This window comes from Leclercia sp. AS011, from assembly GCF_037152535.1.
GTDB lineage: Bacteria > Pseudomonadota > Gammaproteobacteria > Enterobacterales > Enterobacteriaceae > Enterobacter.
In genome coordinates this window covers 1,601,249-1,616,455 of the sequence record NZ_JBBCMA010000001.1, presented here as the reverse complement: position 1 = coordinate 1,616,455, position 15,207 = coordinate 1,601,249, and the positions used below count along the sequence as shown (strand labels likewise).

The window sequence follows — 15,207 nt, the reverse complement described above, 5'->3', positions numbered from 1 at the left end:
ACAGAATCAGATCACACCCTGACCCATCATCGCATCCGCCACCTTCACAAACCCGGCAATGTTCGCCCCGCGGACATAGTTGGTCTGCTTCTCTTCTCCGCCGTACTCGACGCAGGCGTGGTGAATATCCAGCATGATGTGGTGCAGACGCGCATCCACTTTCTCGGCTTTCCAGCCCATACGCGCGGCGTTCTGCGCCATCTCGAGACCTGAGGTTGCCACCCCGCCAGCGTTAGCCGCTTTGCCCGGTGCGAACAGCACCCCAGCCTGCAGGAACAGGTCGGTGGCTTCGATGGTGGTGGGCATGTTGGCCCCTTCTGCGACCGCTTTCACGCCGTTGGCGATCAGCTGGTGCGCCGCATCGACATCCAGTTCGTTCTGGGTAGCGCATGGCAGGGCGATATCGACCGGTACGGCCCACGGCTGTTTGCCTTCCAGATAGGTCAGACCGAACTCGCGGGCATAATCGGCCACGCGGCCGTCGCGGCTGGCTTTGATTTCGCACAGGCGCGCCAGTTTTTCAGTGGTAAAGCCTGCTTCGTCAACCACGGTACCGCTGGAGTCGGAGGCGGTGATCACCCGCGCGCCCAGCTCCATCGCTTTCTCGATAGCGTACTGGGCCACGTTGCCGGAGCCGGACACCGCAACGCGCATCCCGTCGAAGCTCATCCCGTGACGCTTCAGCATCGCTTCCGTGAAGTAGACCAGGCCGTAACCGGTGGCTTCCGGGCGGATCAGGCTGCCGCCGAAGGAGAGGCCTTTTCCGGTAAAGACGCAGGCGCTGTTGTTGGAGAGTTTTTTCATCATCCCGGCCATAAAGCCCACTTCGCGCCCGCCTACGCCGATATCCCCGGCCGGTACGTCGGTATCCGCGCCCAGGTGACGGTAGAGTTCGGTCATCAGCGCCTGGCAGAAGCGCATCACTTCGCCTTCGCTCTTGCCTTTCGGATCAAAATCGCTTCCGCCTTTACCGCCGCCCATAGGCAGGGTGGTCAGGGCATTTTTAAAGGTTTGTTCAAAGCCGAGGAACTTCAGGATCGACAGGTTAACCGACGGGTGGAAACGCATCCCGCCCTTGAACGGACCGATCGCCGAGCTGAACTGCACGCGCCAGGCGCGGTTGACCTGCACCTGGTTACGGTCGTCCACCCACACCACGCGGAACTGGATCACGCGTTCTGGCTCTACCAGGCGTTCAAGCAGGGACATCTGACGATAGCGGGGGTTTTGTTCCAGGAATGGCCAGAGAGTGGTCATCACTTCACGTACGGCCTGAGCAAATTCGCTCTGATGGGGATCACGCTGTTGAACACGAGTCAGAAAGGATTCAAGAGAGCACGCCTGGTCCATAACTATAAGTTCCTCTAATATATTGGGATTATTTTATTTGTAACAAAAAGATGCATGTTGTTGTGTTTTTCGACTATACCACCCGATGGGCTTTGTGACGCAAGCTAAATTTCGCCCTCAAGTTAAATTCATCAGACGCGCCGGGTCATAATAAAAAACGATGATCGACGGGATTAAAGTTTGTCGGCAGGTTTACCGTTATAGTGAATATCAGGACACAACAGGAAGAGACGTCGATGAAGCGTATTGTGATGGCTGTTTTGCTTGGGGTTTTCTCGGCCGGCAGTCAGGCTGACCAGCGATTTAGTACCGGGGGAGTGGATGTAAATATCCCGCCGGAGATCTTTAGCTCCAGCGGTCAGCGCCCGCCGCCGTGCAACCAGTGCTGCATCTATCAGGATCAGAACTATTCAGAAGGGTCAGTGGTAAAAGCCGAAGGGGTTCTGTTGCAGTGTCAGCGCGATCAGAATGCCATCAGCACTAATCCGCTGGTCTGGCGTCGCGTAAGAGAATAAAGGCCTCCAGCAGGGGAATGTCCGCCGGGGCGAGATCGTAGTCCAGCGCCTCGTGCGGCGAGCACCACACCAGCTGGCTGTGGTAGTGCGTTTCGGGCGTGCCGGTAAACGCCGGGACGTGCCAGGCGTGCAGGTTAATCAGCCGCCGAGACACTTCACGCTGGTGGCTGGCGATATACCGCCCGGGGCGGGCCTCGATGCCCAGCTCCTCACGCAGCTCACGCACCAGCGCCTCGGGCTGGGTTTCTCCGGCCTCAACTTTGCCTCCGGCAAACTCCCACAGACCGGGCTGGTCCGCATGCAGCGGGCGCTGCGCCAGTAAAATTTTGCCATCCCGTTCGAGAATAGCGCAAACAACATCGAGTGTTTTTAGCATGGTCGTCAATAATGGTTGAGAGAGAAAGCGTTAGGATCGGCGTACTTATCAGCGACCACGGAGCCTCCTGTGAAAGAGTTACCGCCCGTCTGGGTTAAACCCATCGAATCCATCCCCGCCAGTTTAACGCCAATCGCCAGGATGCAGAAAAAACATTATGGCGCGGTGCTGAATCCGCTGCGCTGGTGGGGGAGAATGCCCCGACTGTTCTGGCTGGTGGCGCTGTTTGTCGGTTTTCTCGAGCGCAAAAAATCGCCGCTCGACCCGGGTCTGCGTTCGCTGCTGATGACCCGCGTCTCGCAGGTGTGCCACTGCGCGTTTTGCATCGATGCCAATGCCCTGCGTCTGGCGGAACGCTGCGGTGGTATGGAGAAGGTGCAGGCCGTTGCGACCTGGCGGGAGAGTACGCTGTTCAGCGATCCGGAGCGCGCCGCGCTGGCCTATGCCGAGGCGGTGTCCGCCACCCCACCGGCGGTGGACGATGCCCTCAAAGCGGAGCTGCGCCGTCACTACAGCGAGGAGGTCATTACCGAGATGACCGCGCTTATCGCTTTTCAGAACCTGTCGGCGCGCTTCAATGCCGCGCTGGATATCCCCTCCCAGGGGCTCTGCGCCATGCCCGGAGAAAAACACGATGCTTGACCGTCACCTCCATCCGCGCCTGAAACCGCTGCTTAACCGGCTGGTGATGACGCTGGATAAACCCGGGATCACGCCGGATGGCATTACGCTGATCGGCTTTGCCATTGGGGTGCTGGCGCTGCCGTTTCTGGCCCTGGGCTGGTATCTGGCGGCGCTGGTGGCGATTGTGCTGAACCGATTGCTGGACGGGCTGGACGGGGCGCTGGCGCGGCGGCGCGGGTTAACTGACGCCGGGGGCTTTCTCGATATCGCCCTCGATTTTCTGTTTTACGCCCTGGTGCCCTTTGGTTTTGCCCTGGCCAATCCTGCGGTGAATGCCTTGCCCGCGGCCTGGCTGCTGTTTGCTTTCATCGGCACCGGGAGCAGCTTCCTGGCGTTTGCCGCGCTGGCGGCGAAGCATGACATCGACAATCCGGGCTACGCCCATAAGTCGTTTTATTACCTCGGAGGGCTGACGGAAGGCACCGAAACGATCCTGCTGTTTGTGCTCTGTTGCCTGTTCCCGGCGCACTTTGCATGGCTGGCGTGGGTGTTTGGCGCGTTGTGCTGGCTCACCACCGCAACGCGCATCTTGAGTGGCTATCTGACGCTGAAGGAGGTTCAGCGTCAGCCGCGATCAGAGTGAGCTTTCTGGCCCGCGTTCACCGGTCGCAACCGGGTTCTGCGGGTTGCTGCTCCACTCGTACCAACCGCCGTCGTAAACGCCGACATGTTTCCAGCCCATCGCCCGGGCATACATAAAGGTCTCTGATGCCCGCCAGCCGGTGCCGCAGTAAAACGCCACCTGCTGATCCGGCAGAATGTTCCACTGCTTCCACATGGCGGCGATATCGTCTGCGGAACGCATGGTGCCATCCGGATTGTGGAAATCCTCCATATGGGTCGAGTCGCTCCCGGCATGGCCCCAGCGAGCCCCGGCGATCTCGCCTTTCGGCTTGATGTAGCTATAGCCGCTGGTCACGCCGGTAAACTCCGGCCACGAGCGGATGCTCACCAGCGAGGCGTCCTGACGGTGCAGCAGGCCGCGGGCCTGTTCGGTATTCAGCATCAGCTGTGGCTGGCCGGGGATCGGCGCGCCAAAATCGGCCGCTGGCGTGACCTTATCAGGCATCCCGCGTTCCACCGGCAGTTTTGCCGCGTCCCAGGCTTTCCAGCCGCCGTCCAGCAGGCGGACGTCTTTCACTCCGGCGTAGAGCATGATCTGCGCCACGCGCGCGGCGGCATACACGTCGCGGCCATAGAGGATCACCGTGGTGTCATGGCGGATCCCATGTTTTGCCAGCATCGCCTTCACATCGGCATCGGAGACCTTGTTCCACAGCGGCTCGCTTTCCACTTCGTTGGTGTCGATATAGCCCGCGCCGGGAATATGGCTCAGCAGATAAAACTTCGGTGCGCCCCAGGCGGCTTCAATCACTTTCCACTCCCCGGCGGGAGCGGCCGTCACCGGCTTACCCTGCTGGAGCTGGTGCAGCCACTGTGGGTAGACCAGCTGTTCGAAGTGGGCGAGGCGCTGGAGACGCGCCGGGTTGGTCAGAGCGTCACTTAGCACGCTGACGTGGCTAAAACCAGCCTGATTCAGCCGGGCTTTGACGGCCTGGTTTTCGCTGTCGCTACCGTACAAGGCCACCGGAGTGGTCGGGGTCAGCTGGTGCTGCGACGCCCAGGTTTTCAGCTGGGTCTCGTTCATCGCCCCCAGCCAGCTGGCGGAGAGGTTGAGCGCGGCAGGCTCGTGGCCGGAAGGGCCGTTCAGGCTCTGCGGCCAGCCGTTATAGAAGGCGCTGGCGCGGGTATCAATAAGGGTACCATGCTGGTGCTGAAGCTCGGTCAGCGTAAGGGAATGTGCCATGTCAGCAGCGAAGGTGGAGAAAGAGGCGAGACCTAAAGCGACGGTCAGCGCGGCAAGGTGAGAAACACGTTTCATCGAAATGCCCGATCGTAAAAAATTGAGCGGTGATTGTGACAATCTGCCCGCCAAAAAACGTTGCGTTTGCGCAGGATGTCGCGGGATTCATTGCCAGCCCGCCATCGGCAGCACCTGTCCGTCTGCGGGAATATCGTCCTCATCGTGCGTCACCTGGACCACCGGGATCTGCCGGGCGCGCACTTCGGCAAACACCCAGCGACGAAACTGGTCCCGCAGATTTTTATCCAGGCGGCTGAAGGGCTCATCGAGCAGCAGCGCCTGTGGCCTGGCCAGCAGGGCGCGGAGCAGGCTCACCCGGGCGCGCTGCCCGCCGGAGAGCGTGGCGGGATCGCGATGACTGAAGCCGCTCAGATCGGCGGCGTCCAGCGCGTCGTTCACCTGCTGTTTGCGCGCCTCACCTTTTACCGCCGCCGGGAGGGCCAGGAGCAGATTCTGCCCGACGCTGAAGTGATCGAAGAGCAACGCATCCTGAAACAGCAGCCCCAGCCCCCGCTGTTCGGTGGGCAGGGCGTCACAGCGGCGGGCATTGATCCACAGCTCCCCCGTGGCGCGAAAATCCCCCGGCAGAGCGCCGATCATCCAGGCAAACAGCGACGATTTCCCGCTGCCGGACGGGCCCATCAGGGTGAGGATCTCGCCAGGTGGCACGGTAAAACTGACGTTGTGCAGCAGCGTCGTCTGGCGCAGCGAGAGCGAAACATCCTTAACCATCAGCATTAACGTAACCCCTGACGAAAGCGGCCAATCAGCCGGGAAAGCACAATGCAGGCGGCGAAGACCAGCATCGGCAGCAGCAGCTGCCACAGCGCCTGGGCCGCCAGCACGGCGCTACTGCCGCCGCTGCTGAGCGCCACGGCGTCGGTGGTCAGCGTGGCATATCGGCCCGCGCCCAGCCACAGGGTGGGGAGATACTGCGCCATGCTGACGGAAAACCCGACGGCATACGCCGTGAGCGCCGGGCGGAGCATCTGCGGGCATTTGATCAGCCAGAATATTTTAAACGATCCCCAGCCGAGGGTGCGGGCAATCAGGATCATCCGTGGATCGAGTCGACGCCAGGCCGGTTGCATCACCAGCAGCATCCACGGCAGCACCCAGAGTAAATGTCCCCACAGCACGGCGATCCACTCTCCGTCGAGCTGGAGCAGCAGCGCCAGCCGATACTGCCCGGCCACCAGCGGCAGGGCGGGAAGGGCCAGCGGCAGCCAGACCCAGAAGCCGCCGCGCTGCGGGCCCCACTCCAGCCAGAGGAGGATCACCCCCAGCGCAAGGGCCGCCGCAGAGAGACCCAGCATCAGGCTCGCCGCCGCCGTGTCGCGTGAGGCGCTCGCATCACCCGCCACCAGCACCAGCACCGCCACGCTGACGAGGCCCGCCAGGGGCAGCAGCAGGCCGCAGGCGCGCCCCACCCGCAGCGGACGCGGCGTCGGGCGCTCACCGGAGACGTCCGGGAGGGTGCGCCGCCAGCGTCGCCAGCCGATAAACAGCGCGACGGCGATCAGCTCCAGAATAATCAGCAGGATCGCGCAGACCAGCATCCCTTTGGCCTGCTGCTGCGCATCCCCCTGGGACAGCCACTGCCAGGCCAGCACCGCCAGGGTGGGCGGATTACCCGGCCCGAGGATCAGGGCCACATCCACCACCGACAGCGTCCAGGCGATCGTCGCCAGCATCACTGCCCCCAGCGCCGGGGCAATGGCGGGCAGGATCAGCCAGCGCAGCGCCTGCCAGCGGCCATAGCCCAGCGAACGCAGGACGGTCACTTTTTGTGCCAGATCTTTTTCCGGCAGCGAGGCGTAAATCGCCCACAGAACAAACGCGCTCTCCTTAACGGCGAGGGTCAGGCCAAGGCCGATACCGTAGCGATCCAGCACCGGGGAGCAGATCGAACAGAGGCGGTAGAGCTCGCCGCCTTCGGCGAAAATCAGCAGCACGCTGACCGCGAAGGCCACGTGGGGAATAGCCAGCAGCCAGGGCAGGTGGTTGCACAGCCGTCGCCAGCGGCTGCCGGGCCACAGAGCGGCCACTACCGCAAGGGCCAGCAGCAGCGCCCCGGCGGCGGCAATCAGGGTGGAGACCAGGGTGGCGATCAGCGCCTGGGGCAGCTGCGGATCCGCTGCCAGCGCCTGCCAGTTCTCCAGGGAGAAGACCGGCGGTAACAGCAGGGCGACGGCGGGCAGCAGGGGCAGATAGACCGCCGCCATCAGCAGCCAGGCGAGCCCGCTTAGTGGGTGCCGTAGCGACGCAACCATTCCTGCTCCAGCGCGTTAACCCAGGCGGCGTGCGGTTCCCCGAGCGTTGCGGGGAGCTCTGCCGGGATAAACTGACGCAGTTGCGCGGCTTGTGCCGCAGGGAGGGTCTGGGGATCCAGCACGCTCGGGTCGCCCCAGTGGGCCGGATCCGCCTTGCGGATCTGCGCCTGCGGCGAGAGTAGGAAGTTAGCGACAACTTTTGCGCCCGCGCTGGCAGAGGCATTGGCCGGGATCGCTACAAAGTGCACGTTGCCAATCATCCCCTGTTGGAAACCAAAGCTGTAGCTGTCAGCGGGTAGCTCCTTGCTGGTCACTTTTTGCCGGGCGTGGGCCGGGTTAAAGGTGATCGACAGGTTTAAATTGCCGCTGGCCAGCAGGGCATCCATCCGCGCCGGTGACGGCGGAAAATCTTTGCCCTCGCGCCACAGGTGGGGATGCAGCTTATCCAGATACGCCCACAGCGGGGCGGTGACCGCGGCAAAGGTGGCGCGGTCCGGCGGCTGTTTGAGGGCCTCCGGCTGGGTGGTCTGCGTCAACAGGATCTGTTCCAGAAACGCGGTGCCGGTGAAATCGGGGGGACGCGGGTAGGTGACGGTGCCGGGGTGTTGAGTGGCATAATCCAGCAGCGCCTGCGGATCCGCCAGCGGTTGCGGCAGGGTCTTGCGGCTGGCGATAAAGGTGAGCTGGGCGCTGCCCCACGGGGACTCCGCCCCCTCGGTCGGGATGGCGAAATCTTCACTCACCGGTTTGCTGGGATCCACGTAGCGCCAGTTGGGCAGGCTTTGCGCCCATCCGGTCTGCAGCAATCCGGCGGTTTTCAGGGTGCGAAAATTCTCGCCGTTGACCCACAGCAGATCGACCGAGCCGTTGGTTTTGCGTCCGGCGCTGGCCTCGGTCTGGATGCGTTTCACCGCGTCGGCGGCATCCGCCAGACGGACAATCTTCAGGGTAATGGCGTAGTGGCTTTTCATCTCGCCGCTCACCCAGTCCAGGTAGCGGTTCACCGCCTCATCGCCGCCCCAGGCGTTAAACCAGACGGTCTGACCCCGGGCGTCCTCTTTGGTTTTCTGCCAGCCGTCATCGGCCAGCGCCGGTCCAGCCATCAGCAGGCCGGTCAATAACATGCAAAAACGCACACGGCGCATAATGCCTCCTATTATGGAGAAGTTCGGGAAAAGCGGGCGAACAGCCAGCGGGTGACCAGCGGCAGCAGCCCCAGTAGCGTAAAGGCGAAAACCACGCCGGGCGAGAGGATATCACGCAGCGAGGCGATCTGCCCTAACTGGTGGCCGGCATTGAGAAAAACCACCGCGCCGGGCAGCATCCCGAGCTGGCTGACCCACCAGTAGCGTCGCACCCCGAGGGTGGTCACGCCAGCCAGCAGGTTGACCACAAAGAAGGGGAATAGCGGCATCAGGCGCAGGGCAAACAGATAGAAGGCCCCGTCGCGGGCAACCCCGTCATTCAGGGTGCGCATCGGCCCGGCAAAGCGGCGCTGGACCCAGTCGCGCAGCAGATACCGGCTGACCAGCATTGCCAGGGTCGCACCGAGCGTCGAGGCGAAGGAGACCAGCAGGATCCCCGGCCACAGGCCGAACAGCGCTCCGCCAAGCAGGGTCAGCAGCGCAGCCCCCGGCAGCGACAGGGTGGTGACCAGCACGTAGAGCATAAAAAAGAGGGCGGCGCTCTGGATCGGGGCCTGCTGGCAGTAAAGCAGCAGCGCCTGATGGCGGGCCTGAAGATTTTCCAGCGTCAGGGTGCCGGGAGGCAGTTGCGTATAAATAAGAACAAATGCGCCCAGAAGGGCGCATACAAGCAGGATTTTACGACGGTTGGCTGTCATTCATTTTACGTCAAACGTCGCCCATACCGGGGCGTGGTCGGACGGTTTTTCCATGCTGCGGATATCGTAGTCGATCCCGGTTTCGATGCAGCGCTCTGCCAGCGGCGCGCTTGCCAGCAGCAGGTCGATGCGCAGGCCGCGGTTATCGTCAAAGCCTTTGGAGCGGTAATCAAACCACGAGAAGCGATCCTGAGTCTCCGGGTTGGCGTGGCGGAAGGTATCCACCAGACCCCAGTCCATCAGACGCGCCATCCACTCGCGCTCTTCCGGCAGGAAGGAGCACTTCCCGGTGCGCAGCCAGCGTTTGCGGCTGTCTTCGCCGATGCCGATATCGAGATCCGTATGGCTGATGTTCATATCGCCCATGATCAGTACCGGATTCTCTTTGTTCAGCTCGGTTTCGAGGAAGGACTGCAGATCCTGATAGAACTTCTCTTTGGCCGGGAATTTCAGCGGGTGGTCACGGCTCTCGCCCTGCGGGAAGTAACCGTTGATCACCGTGATATTGCCCAGCGAAGAGGGAATTTCCGCCATGATGATGCGGCGCTGGGAATCTTCGCCGTCGCCCGGGAAGCCGCGACGCACCGAGACCGGCGTCTCTTTGGTGAGCAGCGCCACGCCGTAATGGCCTTTCTGGCCGTGATAGAAGACGTTGTAGCCCAGTTTTGCCACCTCTTCGAGAGGGAACATGTCGTCGTGAACTTTTGTCTCCTGCAGGCCGATAACGTCAGGCTGATGTTGTTCGACGATGGCTTGCAGTTGATGAGGACGGGCGCGCAGGCCGTTGATATTAAAAGAGACAAATTTCATAGTCGCTGCCAGTGCAAGGTGAATAGTGCAAGGATGGTAGCAGAATTTTTTTGGGCTGACTGCCGCCGCTGCGTATGTTCCACCAATTACTGCGACAGATCGATTCGACAGTGCAATTTTTGCACCGATCTGGCGCGTGATGCACCCCAATGGCGCGTAAAGGGACCACAAATTTCGCCAGCGATCACAATTCCAGAATTATATTTCGCTTCTGCATAAAACAGCTGTTTTTCATCCGGCAAAGCCGCGCTTGTTGTAAAAATATTCACTTTATATGCAATAACAGTGAATAACTCCATGTCGTAACCTGTTGATATTACGTTACCCCATCCCGTTTATGCATTTTTATCGCTGGCTGGCACGAACGCTGCAATCTACATTCACAGGGCAAATACATAAATATTTAACATTTAATCAACCTTTTATTTACCGGATGAGGTCGCTATGTCTCTGTCAATTACGCGTGAAAACTTTGATGAATGGATGATGCCGGTTTACGCCCCGGCGGCTTTTATTCCGGTTCGGGGAGAGGGCTCACGCCTGTGGGATCAGCAGGGCAAAGAGTATATCGACTTCGCCGGCGGCATTGCGGTGAACGCCCTGGGCCACGCCCATCCGGCGCTGCGTCAGGCGTTGAACGACCAGGCGGCGAAGTTCTGGCATACCGGCAACGGCTACACCAACGAACCGGCCCTGCGGCTGGCGAAAAAACTGATCGATGCCACCTTCGCCGAAAAGGTGTTCTTCTGTAACTCCGGGGCCGAAGCCAACGAAGCGGCGCTGAAGCTGGCGCGTAAATATGCCCACGACAACTTCGGTAGCCAGAAGAGCGGCATCGTCGCCTTCAAAAATGCCTTCCACGGTCGCACCCTGTTTACCGTCAGCGCGGGTGGGCAGCCTTCCTATTCCCAGGACTTTGCGCCACTGCCGCCGGATATTCGCCACGCGGTCTACAACGATCTGCAGTCCGCCAGCGAGCTGATCGACGACACCACCTGCGCGGTGATCGTCGAGCCAATGCAGGGCGAGGGCGGCGTGCTGCCTGCGGATAAAGCCTTCCTGCAGGGGCTGCGCGAGCTGTGCGATCGCCACAACGCGGTGCTGATTTTTGATGAAGTGCAGACCGGCGTTGGCCGCACCGGCGAGCTGTACGCCTATATGCACTACGGCGTCACGCCGGACGTGCTCTCCACCGCCAAGGCCCTCGGCGGCGGCTTCCCGGTGGGGGCGATGCTCACCACCGACAAATTCGCCCGGGTGATGACCGTCGGCACTCACGGCACCACCTACGGCGGCAACCCGCTGGCGTCGGCGGTGGCCGGTCAGGTGCTGGATATCATCAACACCCCGGAAGTGCTGACCGGCGTCAGGCAGCGTCACCAGTGGTTCGTCGAGCGTCTGCAGGCCATTAACAGCAAAACCGGCCTGTTCAAAGAAATTCGCGGTCTGGGGCTGCTGATTGGCTGCGTGCTCACGGATGAATTCGCCGGAAAAGCTAAACTTATTTCACAGGAAGCGGCAAAAGCGGGCGTGATGGTGTTGATCGCCGGGGCTAACGTGGTGCGCTTTGCGCCTGCGCTGATCGTCAGCGAGGAGGAAGTGCAGACCGGGTTAGATCGCTTTGCGCTGGCCTGTGAACAGGTGAAGTCCGGGGTGTCATCATGATGGTCATCCGTCCCATTGAGCGCGGGGATTTATCCGCCCTCATGCAGCTTGCCGGTAAAACAGGAGGCGGGCTGACCTCGCTTCCTGTTGATGAAAAGACCCTCTCGGCGCGCATTGAGCGCTCGCTGGAGACCTGGCAAGGGACGCTGCCGAAAGGCGAACAGGGTTACGTGTTTGTGCTGGAGGATACCGACAGCGGAACCGTGGCCGGGATCTGCGCCATCGAGGTGGCGGTGGGTCTGAACGATCCCTGGTACAACTACCGCGTCGGCACCCTGGTGCACGCCTCGAAAGAGCTGAACGTCTACAACGCGCTGCCGACGCTGTTCCTCAGTAACGATCACACCGGCAGCAGCGAACTCTGTAGCCTGTTTCTCGATCCGGACTGGCGCAAGGAGGGCAACGGCTACCTGCTCTCCAAATCGCGCTTTCTGTTTATGGCCGCCTTCCGCGATCGCTTCAACGAAAAAGTGGTGGCCGAGATGCGCGGCGTGATCGACGAAACCGGCTTCTCGCCGTTCTGGAAAAGCCTGGGCGAACGCTTCTTCTCGATGGAGTTCAGCAAGGCCGACTACCTGTGCGGCACCGGGCAGAAAGCCTTTATTGCCGAGCTGATGCCGAAACACCCTATCTATACCCATTTCCTCAGCCCTGAGGCGCAGGCCGTGATTGGCGAAGTGCATCCGCACACCGCTCCGGCGCGCGCGGTGCTGGAGAAAGAGGGTTTCCGCTACCGCAACTATGTCGACATCTTTGACGGCGGCCCGACGCTGGAGTGCGACATCGACCGGGTGCGGGCGATCCGCAAAAGCCGTCTGGTGGAGGTGGCCGAAGGCCAGCCTGCGCCGGGCGAGTGGCCCGCCTGCATGGTAGCCAATGAACAATATGACCAGTTCCGGGTCACGCTGGTCCGCGTGGATCCTGACTGTGAACGTCTGGTGCTGACCGCAGCCCAACTGGATGCCCTGAAATGCCGCGCTGGCGATCGTATTCGCATGGTGCGCCTGTGCGCTGAGGAGAAAACAGCATGAACTTATGGATTAATGGCGACTGGATGACCGGCGAAGGTGAATCCCGCATCAAACACAATCCCGTGGGGCAGGAAGTGCTGTGGCAGGGGGCGGACGCCAGCGCCACGCAGGTTGAGCAGGCGTGCCGTGCGGCGCGCGCGGCCTTCCCGGGCTGGGCGAAGCTGCCGTTCAGCAGCCGTCAGGCTATCGTCGAAAAATTTGCAGCTCTGCTGGAGGCCAATAAACAGGATCTGACCCGCGTCATTGCCAGCGAAACCGGCAAGCCGCGCTGGGAAGCCGCGACCGAAATCACCGCGATGATCAACAAAATCGCCATTTCGGTGAAAGCCTACCACACCCGCACCGGCGAGCAGCATACCGACATGGCGGACGGAGCCGCCACCCTGCGCCACCGTCCGCACGGCGTGCTGGCGGTGTTCGGCCCCTATAATTTCCCCGGTCATCTGCCGAACGGCCATATCGTGCCTGCGCTGCTGGCGGGTAACACGGTGATCTTCAAGCCGAGCGAGCTGACGCCCTGGAGCGGCGAGGCGGTGGTCAGGCTGTGGGAGCAGGCCGGTCTGCCGCCGGGCGTGCTTAATCTGGTGCAGGGCGGGCGCGAAACCGGCCAGGCGCTGAGTGCCCTGAGCGACATTGACGGCCTGCTGTTTACCGGCAGCGCCGGCACCGGCTACCAACTGCATCGCCAGCTGGCCGGGCAGCCGGAAAAAATTCTGGCCCTCGAGATGGGGGGCAACAATGCCCTGATTGTTGAGGATCCGGCGGATATCGACGCCGCGGTCCACCTGACCATCCAGTCGGCCTTTATCACCGCCGGACAGCGCTGTACCTGCGCCCGTCGCCTGCTGGTGAAACGCGGTGCCGAAGGGGATGCTTTTCTCGCCCGTCTGGTGGAGGTGAGCGCGAAGCTGGTACCAGGCGCGTGGGATGACAACGACCAGCCGTTTATCGGCGGGCTGATCTCCGAGCAGGCGGCGAAAAACGTCTATCACGTCTGGCGGGAGCATGTCGCCCGCGGCGGCCAGTCGCTGCTGGATCCGCGTCTGGTGCAGGCGGGCACCTCATTATTAACTCCGGGGATCGTCGAGATGACCGGCGTGAGTGATGTGCCGGACGAAGAGGTCTTCGGTCCGCTGCTCTGCGTCTGGCGCTATGACGATTTCGACCAGGCTGTCGCGATGGCCAACGCCACGCGCTACGGCCTGTCGTGCGGGCTGATCTCCCCGGATCGTCAGAAGTTCGACCAGCTGCTGCTGGAGGCGCGCGCCGGGATCGTCAACTGGAACAAACCGCTCACCGGCGCGGCCAGTACCGCCCCCTTTGGCGGCGTGGGAGCCTCCGGGAACCATCGCGCCAGCGCCTGGTATGCGGCAGATTACTGCGCCTGGCCGATGGCGAGCCTCGAAACCCCGACCATCGTCCTGCCGGAGCAGTTGAGTCCGGGGCTCGATTTTACACGGGAGAAGCGCCATGAAAGCGCGTGAAGTTAACTTTGACGGGCTGGTGGGCCTGACCCACCACTATGCCGGACTGTCGTTCGGCAACGAGGCCTCGACGAAGCACCGGTTTCAGATCTCCAACCCGCAGCTGGCGGCAAAGCAGGGGCTGTTAAAGATGAAGGCGCTGGCGGATGCAGGCTTTCCTCAGGCGGTGATCCCGCCCCAGGAGCGGCCTAACGTCGGCGTGCTGCGCCAGGTCGGCTTTACCGGCAGCGATGAACAGGTTGTCGAGAAGGCGGGCACCCAGATGCCGCAGCTGCTCTCTGCCGCCAGTTCGGCCTCCTCGATGTGGGTCGCTAATGCCGCGACGGTGGCTCCATCGGCGGATACCCTGGACGGGAAAGTGCACTTAACCGTGGCCAACCTGAACAACAAGTTCCACCGCGCCAGCGAAGCCGGCACCACCGAACAGGTGCTGCGCGCTATTTTCCGCGATGACTCCCGCTTCAGCGTGCATACGGCGCTGCCGCAGGTGGCCATGTTCGGCGACGAAGGGGCGGCTAACCATAACCGCCTCGGGGGTGACTACGGCGAGCCGGGCCTGCAGCTGTTTGTCTATGGCCGCGAAGAGGGGGGCCATGAAGCCCCCGCCCGCTACCCGGCACGCCAGACCCTGGCCGCAAGCCAGGCCGTTGCCCGGCTGAATCAGGTCAACCCCGGGCAGCTGATGTTCGCCCAGCAAAACCCCCTGGTGATTGATCAGGGGGTGTTCCATAACGACGTGATCGCCGTGTCAAACCGGCAGGTGCTGTTCTGCCATGAGCAGGCGTTTGTGCGCCAGGCCGAGCTGCTGCAGGCGCTGCGCGAACGGGTGCCTGGCTTTATGCCTATCGAGGTGCCGACTGAGGCGGTCACGGTGCAGGATGCGGTCGCAACCTACCTGTTTAACAGCCAGCTGCTGAGCCGGGACGATGGCAGCATGATGCTGGTCCTGCCGCAGGAGTCACAGAATCATCCGGGCGTCTGGCGCTATCTGAGCGGGCTGGTGGCGGAGGATAACCCTATCAGCGAGCTGAGGGTGTTCGATCTGCGCGAGAGCATGGCTAACGGCGGTGGCCCGGCGTGTCTGCGCCTGCGCGTGGTGCTGACCTCTGAGGAGCTGCGGGCGGTTAATCCGGCGGTGATGATGAACGAGACCCTGTTCAACACCCTCAATGACTGGGTGGATCGCTACTACCGGGATCGCCTGACTCAGGCCGACCTGGTGGATCCGCAGCTGCTGCGCGAAGGGCGCGAGGCGCTGGATGCCCTGACGCAAATTCTGCAGCTCGGGTCCGTCTACCCGTTCCAGCAATAA

General features: G+C 62.0%; 16 protein-coding genes. 7 read left to right on the top strand and 9 right to left on the bottom strand.

Annotated features, from left to right (window positions below; all coding sequences use genetic code 11):
* Nucleotides 1-6: 6 nt before the first annotated feature.
* The gene (gdhA, locus tag WFO70_RS07600; protein ID WP_337015480.1) at nt 7-1,350 is read right to left on the bottom strand and encodes an NADP-specific glutamate dehydrogenase; all 1,344 of its coding nucleotides are present in this window, start codon (nt 1,348-1,350) and stop codon (nt 7-9) included.
* Between the two features lie 236 nt (nt 1,351-1,586).
* Between gdhA and WFO70_RS07595 the strand changes: the two genes are divergently transcribed.
* Nucleotides 1,587-1,865, top strand: a complete 279-nt coding sequence (locus WFO70_RS07595; protein WP_337016645.1) for a YnjH family protein — start codon at nt 1,587-1,589, stop codon at nt 1,863-1,865.
* Here the strand turns inward: WFO70_RS07595 and WFO70_RS07590 are convergent.
* Complete coding sequence (locus WFO70_RS07590) at nt 1,831-2,241, bottom strand: pyrimidine (deoxy)nucleoside triphosphate diphosphatase (RefSeq protein ID WP_337015479.1); 411 nt, start codon at nt 2,239-2,241, stop codon at nt 1,831-1,833. The genes WFO70_RS07595 and WFO70_RS07590 overlap by 35 nt on opposite strands.
* Nucleotides 2,242-2,382: 141 nt before the next feature.
* Here WFO70_RS07590 and WFO70_RS07585 point away from each other — a divergent pair, with 141 nt between their 5' ends.
* On the top strand, nt 2,383-2,883 hold the full coding sequence (locus WFO70_RS07585; protein ID WP_337016643.1) for a carboxymuconolactone decarboxylase family protein: 501 nt from the start codon (nt 2,383-2,385) through the stop codon (nt 2,881-2,883).
* Entirely contained in the window at nt 2,876-3,508 is a 633-nt protein-coding gene (locus WFO70_RS07580; protein ID WP_337015478.1) for a CDP-alcohol phosphatidyltransferase family protein, read from the top strand. Before WFO70_RS07585 ends, WFO70_RS07580 begins: the two co-directional genes overlap by 8 nt.
* Here the strand turns inward: WFO70_RS07580 and WFO70_RS07575 are convergent.
* The 7 genes from WFO70_RS07575 to WFO70_RS07545 form a co-directional block, all read right to left on the bottom strand.
* On the bottom strand, nt 3,500-4,807 hold the full coding sequence (locus WFO70_RS07575) for a rhodanese-like domain-containing protein (RefSeq protein WP_337015476.1): 1,308 nt from the start codon (nt 4,805-4,807) through the stop codon (nt 3,500-3,502). The two genes, WFO70_RS07580 and WFO70_RS07575, sit on opposite strands and share 9 nt — an antisense overlap.
* Before the next feature lie 87 nt (nt 4,808-4,894).
* Nucleotides 4,895-5,527, bottom strand: a complete 633-nt coding sequence (locus WFO70_RS07570; RefSeq protein ID WP_337015474.1) for an ATP-binding cassette domain-containing protein — start codon at nt 5,525-5,527, stop codon at nt 4,895-4,897.
* Entirely contained in the window at nt 5,527-7,062 is a 1,536-nt protein-coding gene (locus tag WFO70_RS07565) for an ABC transporter permease subunit (RefSeq protein ID WP_337015473.1), read from the bottom strand. Before WFO70_RS07565 ends, WFO70_RS07570 begins: the two co-directional genes overlap by 1 nt.
* On the bottom strand, nt 7,035-8,198 hold the full coding sequence (locus WFO70_RS07560; protein ID WP_442913368.1) for an ABC transporter substrate-binding protein: 1,164 nt from the start codon (nt 8,196-8,198) through the stop codon (nt 7,035-7,037). Before WFO70_RS07560 ends, WFO70_RS07565 begins: the two co-directional genes overlap by 28 nt.
* A gap of 20 nt (nt 8,199-8,218) precedes the next feature.
* The gene (locus tag WFO70_RS07555; RefSeq protein ID WP_337015472.1) at nt 8,219-8,905 is read right to left on the bottom strand and encodes a TVP38/TMEM64 family protein; all 687 of its coding nucleotides are present in this window, start codon (nt 8,903-8,905) and stop codon (nt 8,219-8,221) included.
* On the bottom strand, nt 8,906-9,715 hold the full coding sequence (xthA, locus tag WFO70_RS07550; RefSeq protein WP_337015471.1) for an exodeoxyribonuclease III: 810 nt from the start codon (nt 9,713-9,715) through the stop codon (nt 8,906-8,908).
* An 86-nt stretch (nt 9,716-9,801) separates the two neighbouring features.
* Nucleotides 9,802-10,014 (bottom strand): hypothetical protein, encoded by a 213-nt coding sequence (locus WFO70_RS07545; RefSeq protein ID WP_337015470.1) that lies wholly within the window; start codon nt 10,012-10,014, stop codon nt 9,802-9,804.
* Nucleotides 10,015-10,159: 145 nt separating this feature from the next.
* Between WFO70_RS07545 and astC the strand changes: the two genes are divergently transcribed.
* The 4 genes from astC to astB are packed head-to-tail and all read left to right on the top strand — an operon-like array spanning nt 10,160 to nt 15,207.
* Nucleotides 10,160-11,380 carry a succinylornithine/acetylornithine transaminase gene (gene astC / locus WFO70_RS07540; RefSeq protein ID WP_337015469.1) on the top strand — a complete coding sequence of 407 codons (1,221 nt, stop codon included), beginning with the start codon at nt 10,160-10,162 and terminating at the stop codon, nt 11,378-11,380.
* Nucleotides 11,377-12,411, top strand: a complete 1,035-nt coding sequence (gene astA / locus WFO70_RS07535) for an arginine N-succinyltransferase (RefSeq protein ID WP_337015468.1) — start codon at nt 11,377-11,379, stop codon at nt 12,409-12,411. Before astC ends, astA begins: the two co-directional genes overlap by 4 nt.
* Entirely contained in the window at nt 12,408-13,895 is a 1,488-nt protein-coding gene (gene astD, locus WFO70_RS07530; protein ID WP_337015467.1) for a succinylglutamate-semialdehyde dehydrogenase, read from the top strand. The genes astA and astD overlap by 4 nt, the downstream gene beginning before the upstream one ends.
* On the top strand, nt 13,882-15,207 hold the full coding sequence (astB, locus tag WFO70_RS07525; protein ID WP_337015466.1) for an N-succinylarginine dihydrolase: 1,326 nt from the start codon (nt 13,882-13,884) through the stop codon (nt 15,205-15,207). The genes astD and astB overlap by 14 nt, the downstream gene beginning before the upstream one ends.

Excerpts from the sequence above, each read along its gene's own strand:
- WFO70_RS07575 (WP_337015476.1), bottom strand. The coding sequence starts at position 4,807 with ATGAAACGTGTTTCTCACCTTGCCGCGCTGACCGTCGCTTTAGGTCTC.
- xthA (WP_337015471.1), bottom strand. The coding sequence starts at position 9,715 with ATGAAATTTGTCTCTTTTAATATCAACGGCCTGCGCGCCCGTCCTCAT.
- astA (WP_337015468.1), top strand. The coding sequence starts at position 11,377 with ATGATGGTCATCCGTCCCATTGAGCGCGGGGATTTATCCGCCCTCATG.
- astC (WP_337015469.1), top strand. The coding sequence starts at position 10,160 with ATGTCTCTGTCAATTACGCGTGAAAACTTTGATGAATGGATGATGCCG.
- WFO70_RS07595 (WP_337016645.1), top strand. The coding sequence starts at position 1,587 with ATGAAGCGTATTGTGATGGCTGTTTTGCTTGGGGTTTTCTCGGCCGGC.
- WFO70_RS07570 (WP_337015474.1), bottom strand. The coding sequence starts at position 5,527 with ATGCTGATGGTTAAGGATGTTTCGCTCTCGCTGCGCCAGACGACGCTG.
- WFO70_RS07580 (WP_337015478.1), top strand. The coding sequence starts at position 2,876 with ATGCTTGACCGTCACCTCCATCCGCGCCTGAAACCGCTGCTTAACCGG.
- astD (WP_337015467.1), top strand. The coding sequence starts at position 12,408 with ATGAACTTATGGATTAATGGCGACTGGATGACCGGCGAAGGTGAATCC.
- WFO70_RS07565 (WP_337015473.1), bottom strand. The coding sequence starts at position 7,062 with ATGGTTGCGTCGCTACGGCACCCACTAAGCGGGCTCGCCTGGCTGCTG.
- WFO70_RS07555 (WP_337015472.1), bottom strand. The coding sequence starts at position 8,905 with ATGACAGCCAACCGTCGTAAAATCCTGCTTGTATGCGCCCTTCTGGGC.
- gdhA (WP_337015480.1), bottom strand. The coding sequence starts at position 1,350 with ATGGACCAGGCGTGCTCTCTTGAATCCTTTCTGACTCGTGTTCAACAG.
- WFO70_RS07590 (WP_337015479.1), bottom strand. The coding sequence starts at position 2,241 with ATGCTAAAAACACTCGATGTTGTTTGCGCTATTCTCGAACGGGATGGC.
- WFO70_RS07585 (WP_337016643.1), top strand. The coding sequence starts at position 2,383 with ATGCAGAAAAAACATTATGGCGCGGTGCTGAATCCGCTGCGCTGGTGG.
- astB (WP_337015466.1), top strand. The coding sequence starts at position 13,882 with ATGAAAGCGCGTGAAGTTAACTTTGACGGGCTGGTGGGCCTGACCCAC.
- WFO70_RS07545 (WP_337015470.1), bottom strand. The coding sequence starts at position 10,014 with ATGGAGTTATTCACTGTTATTGCATATAAAGTGAATATTTTTACAACA.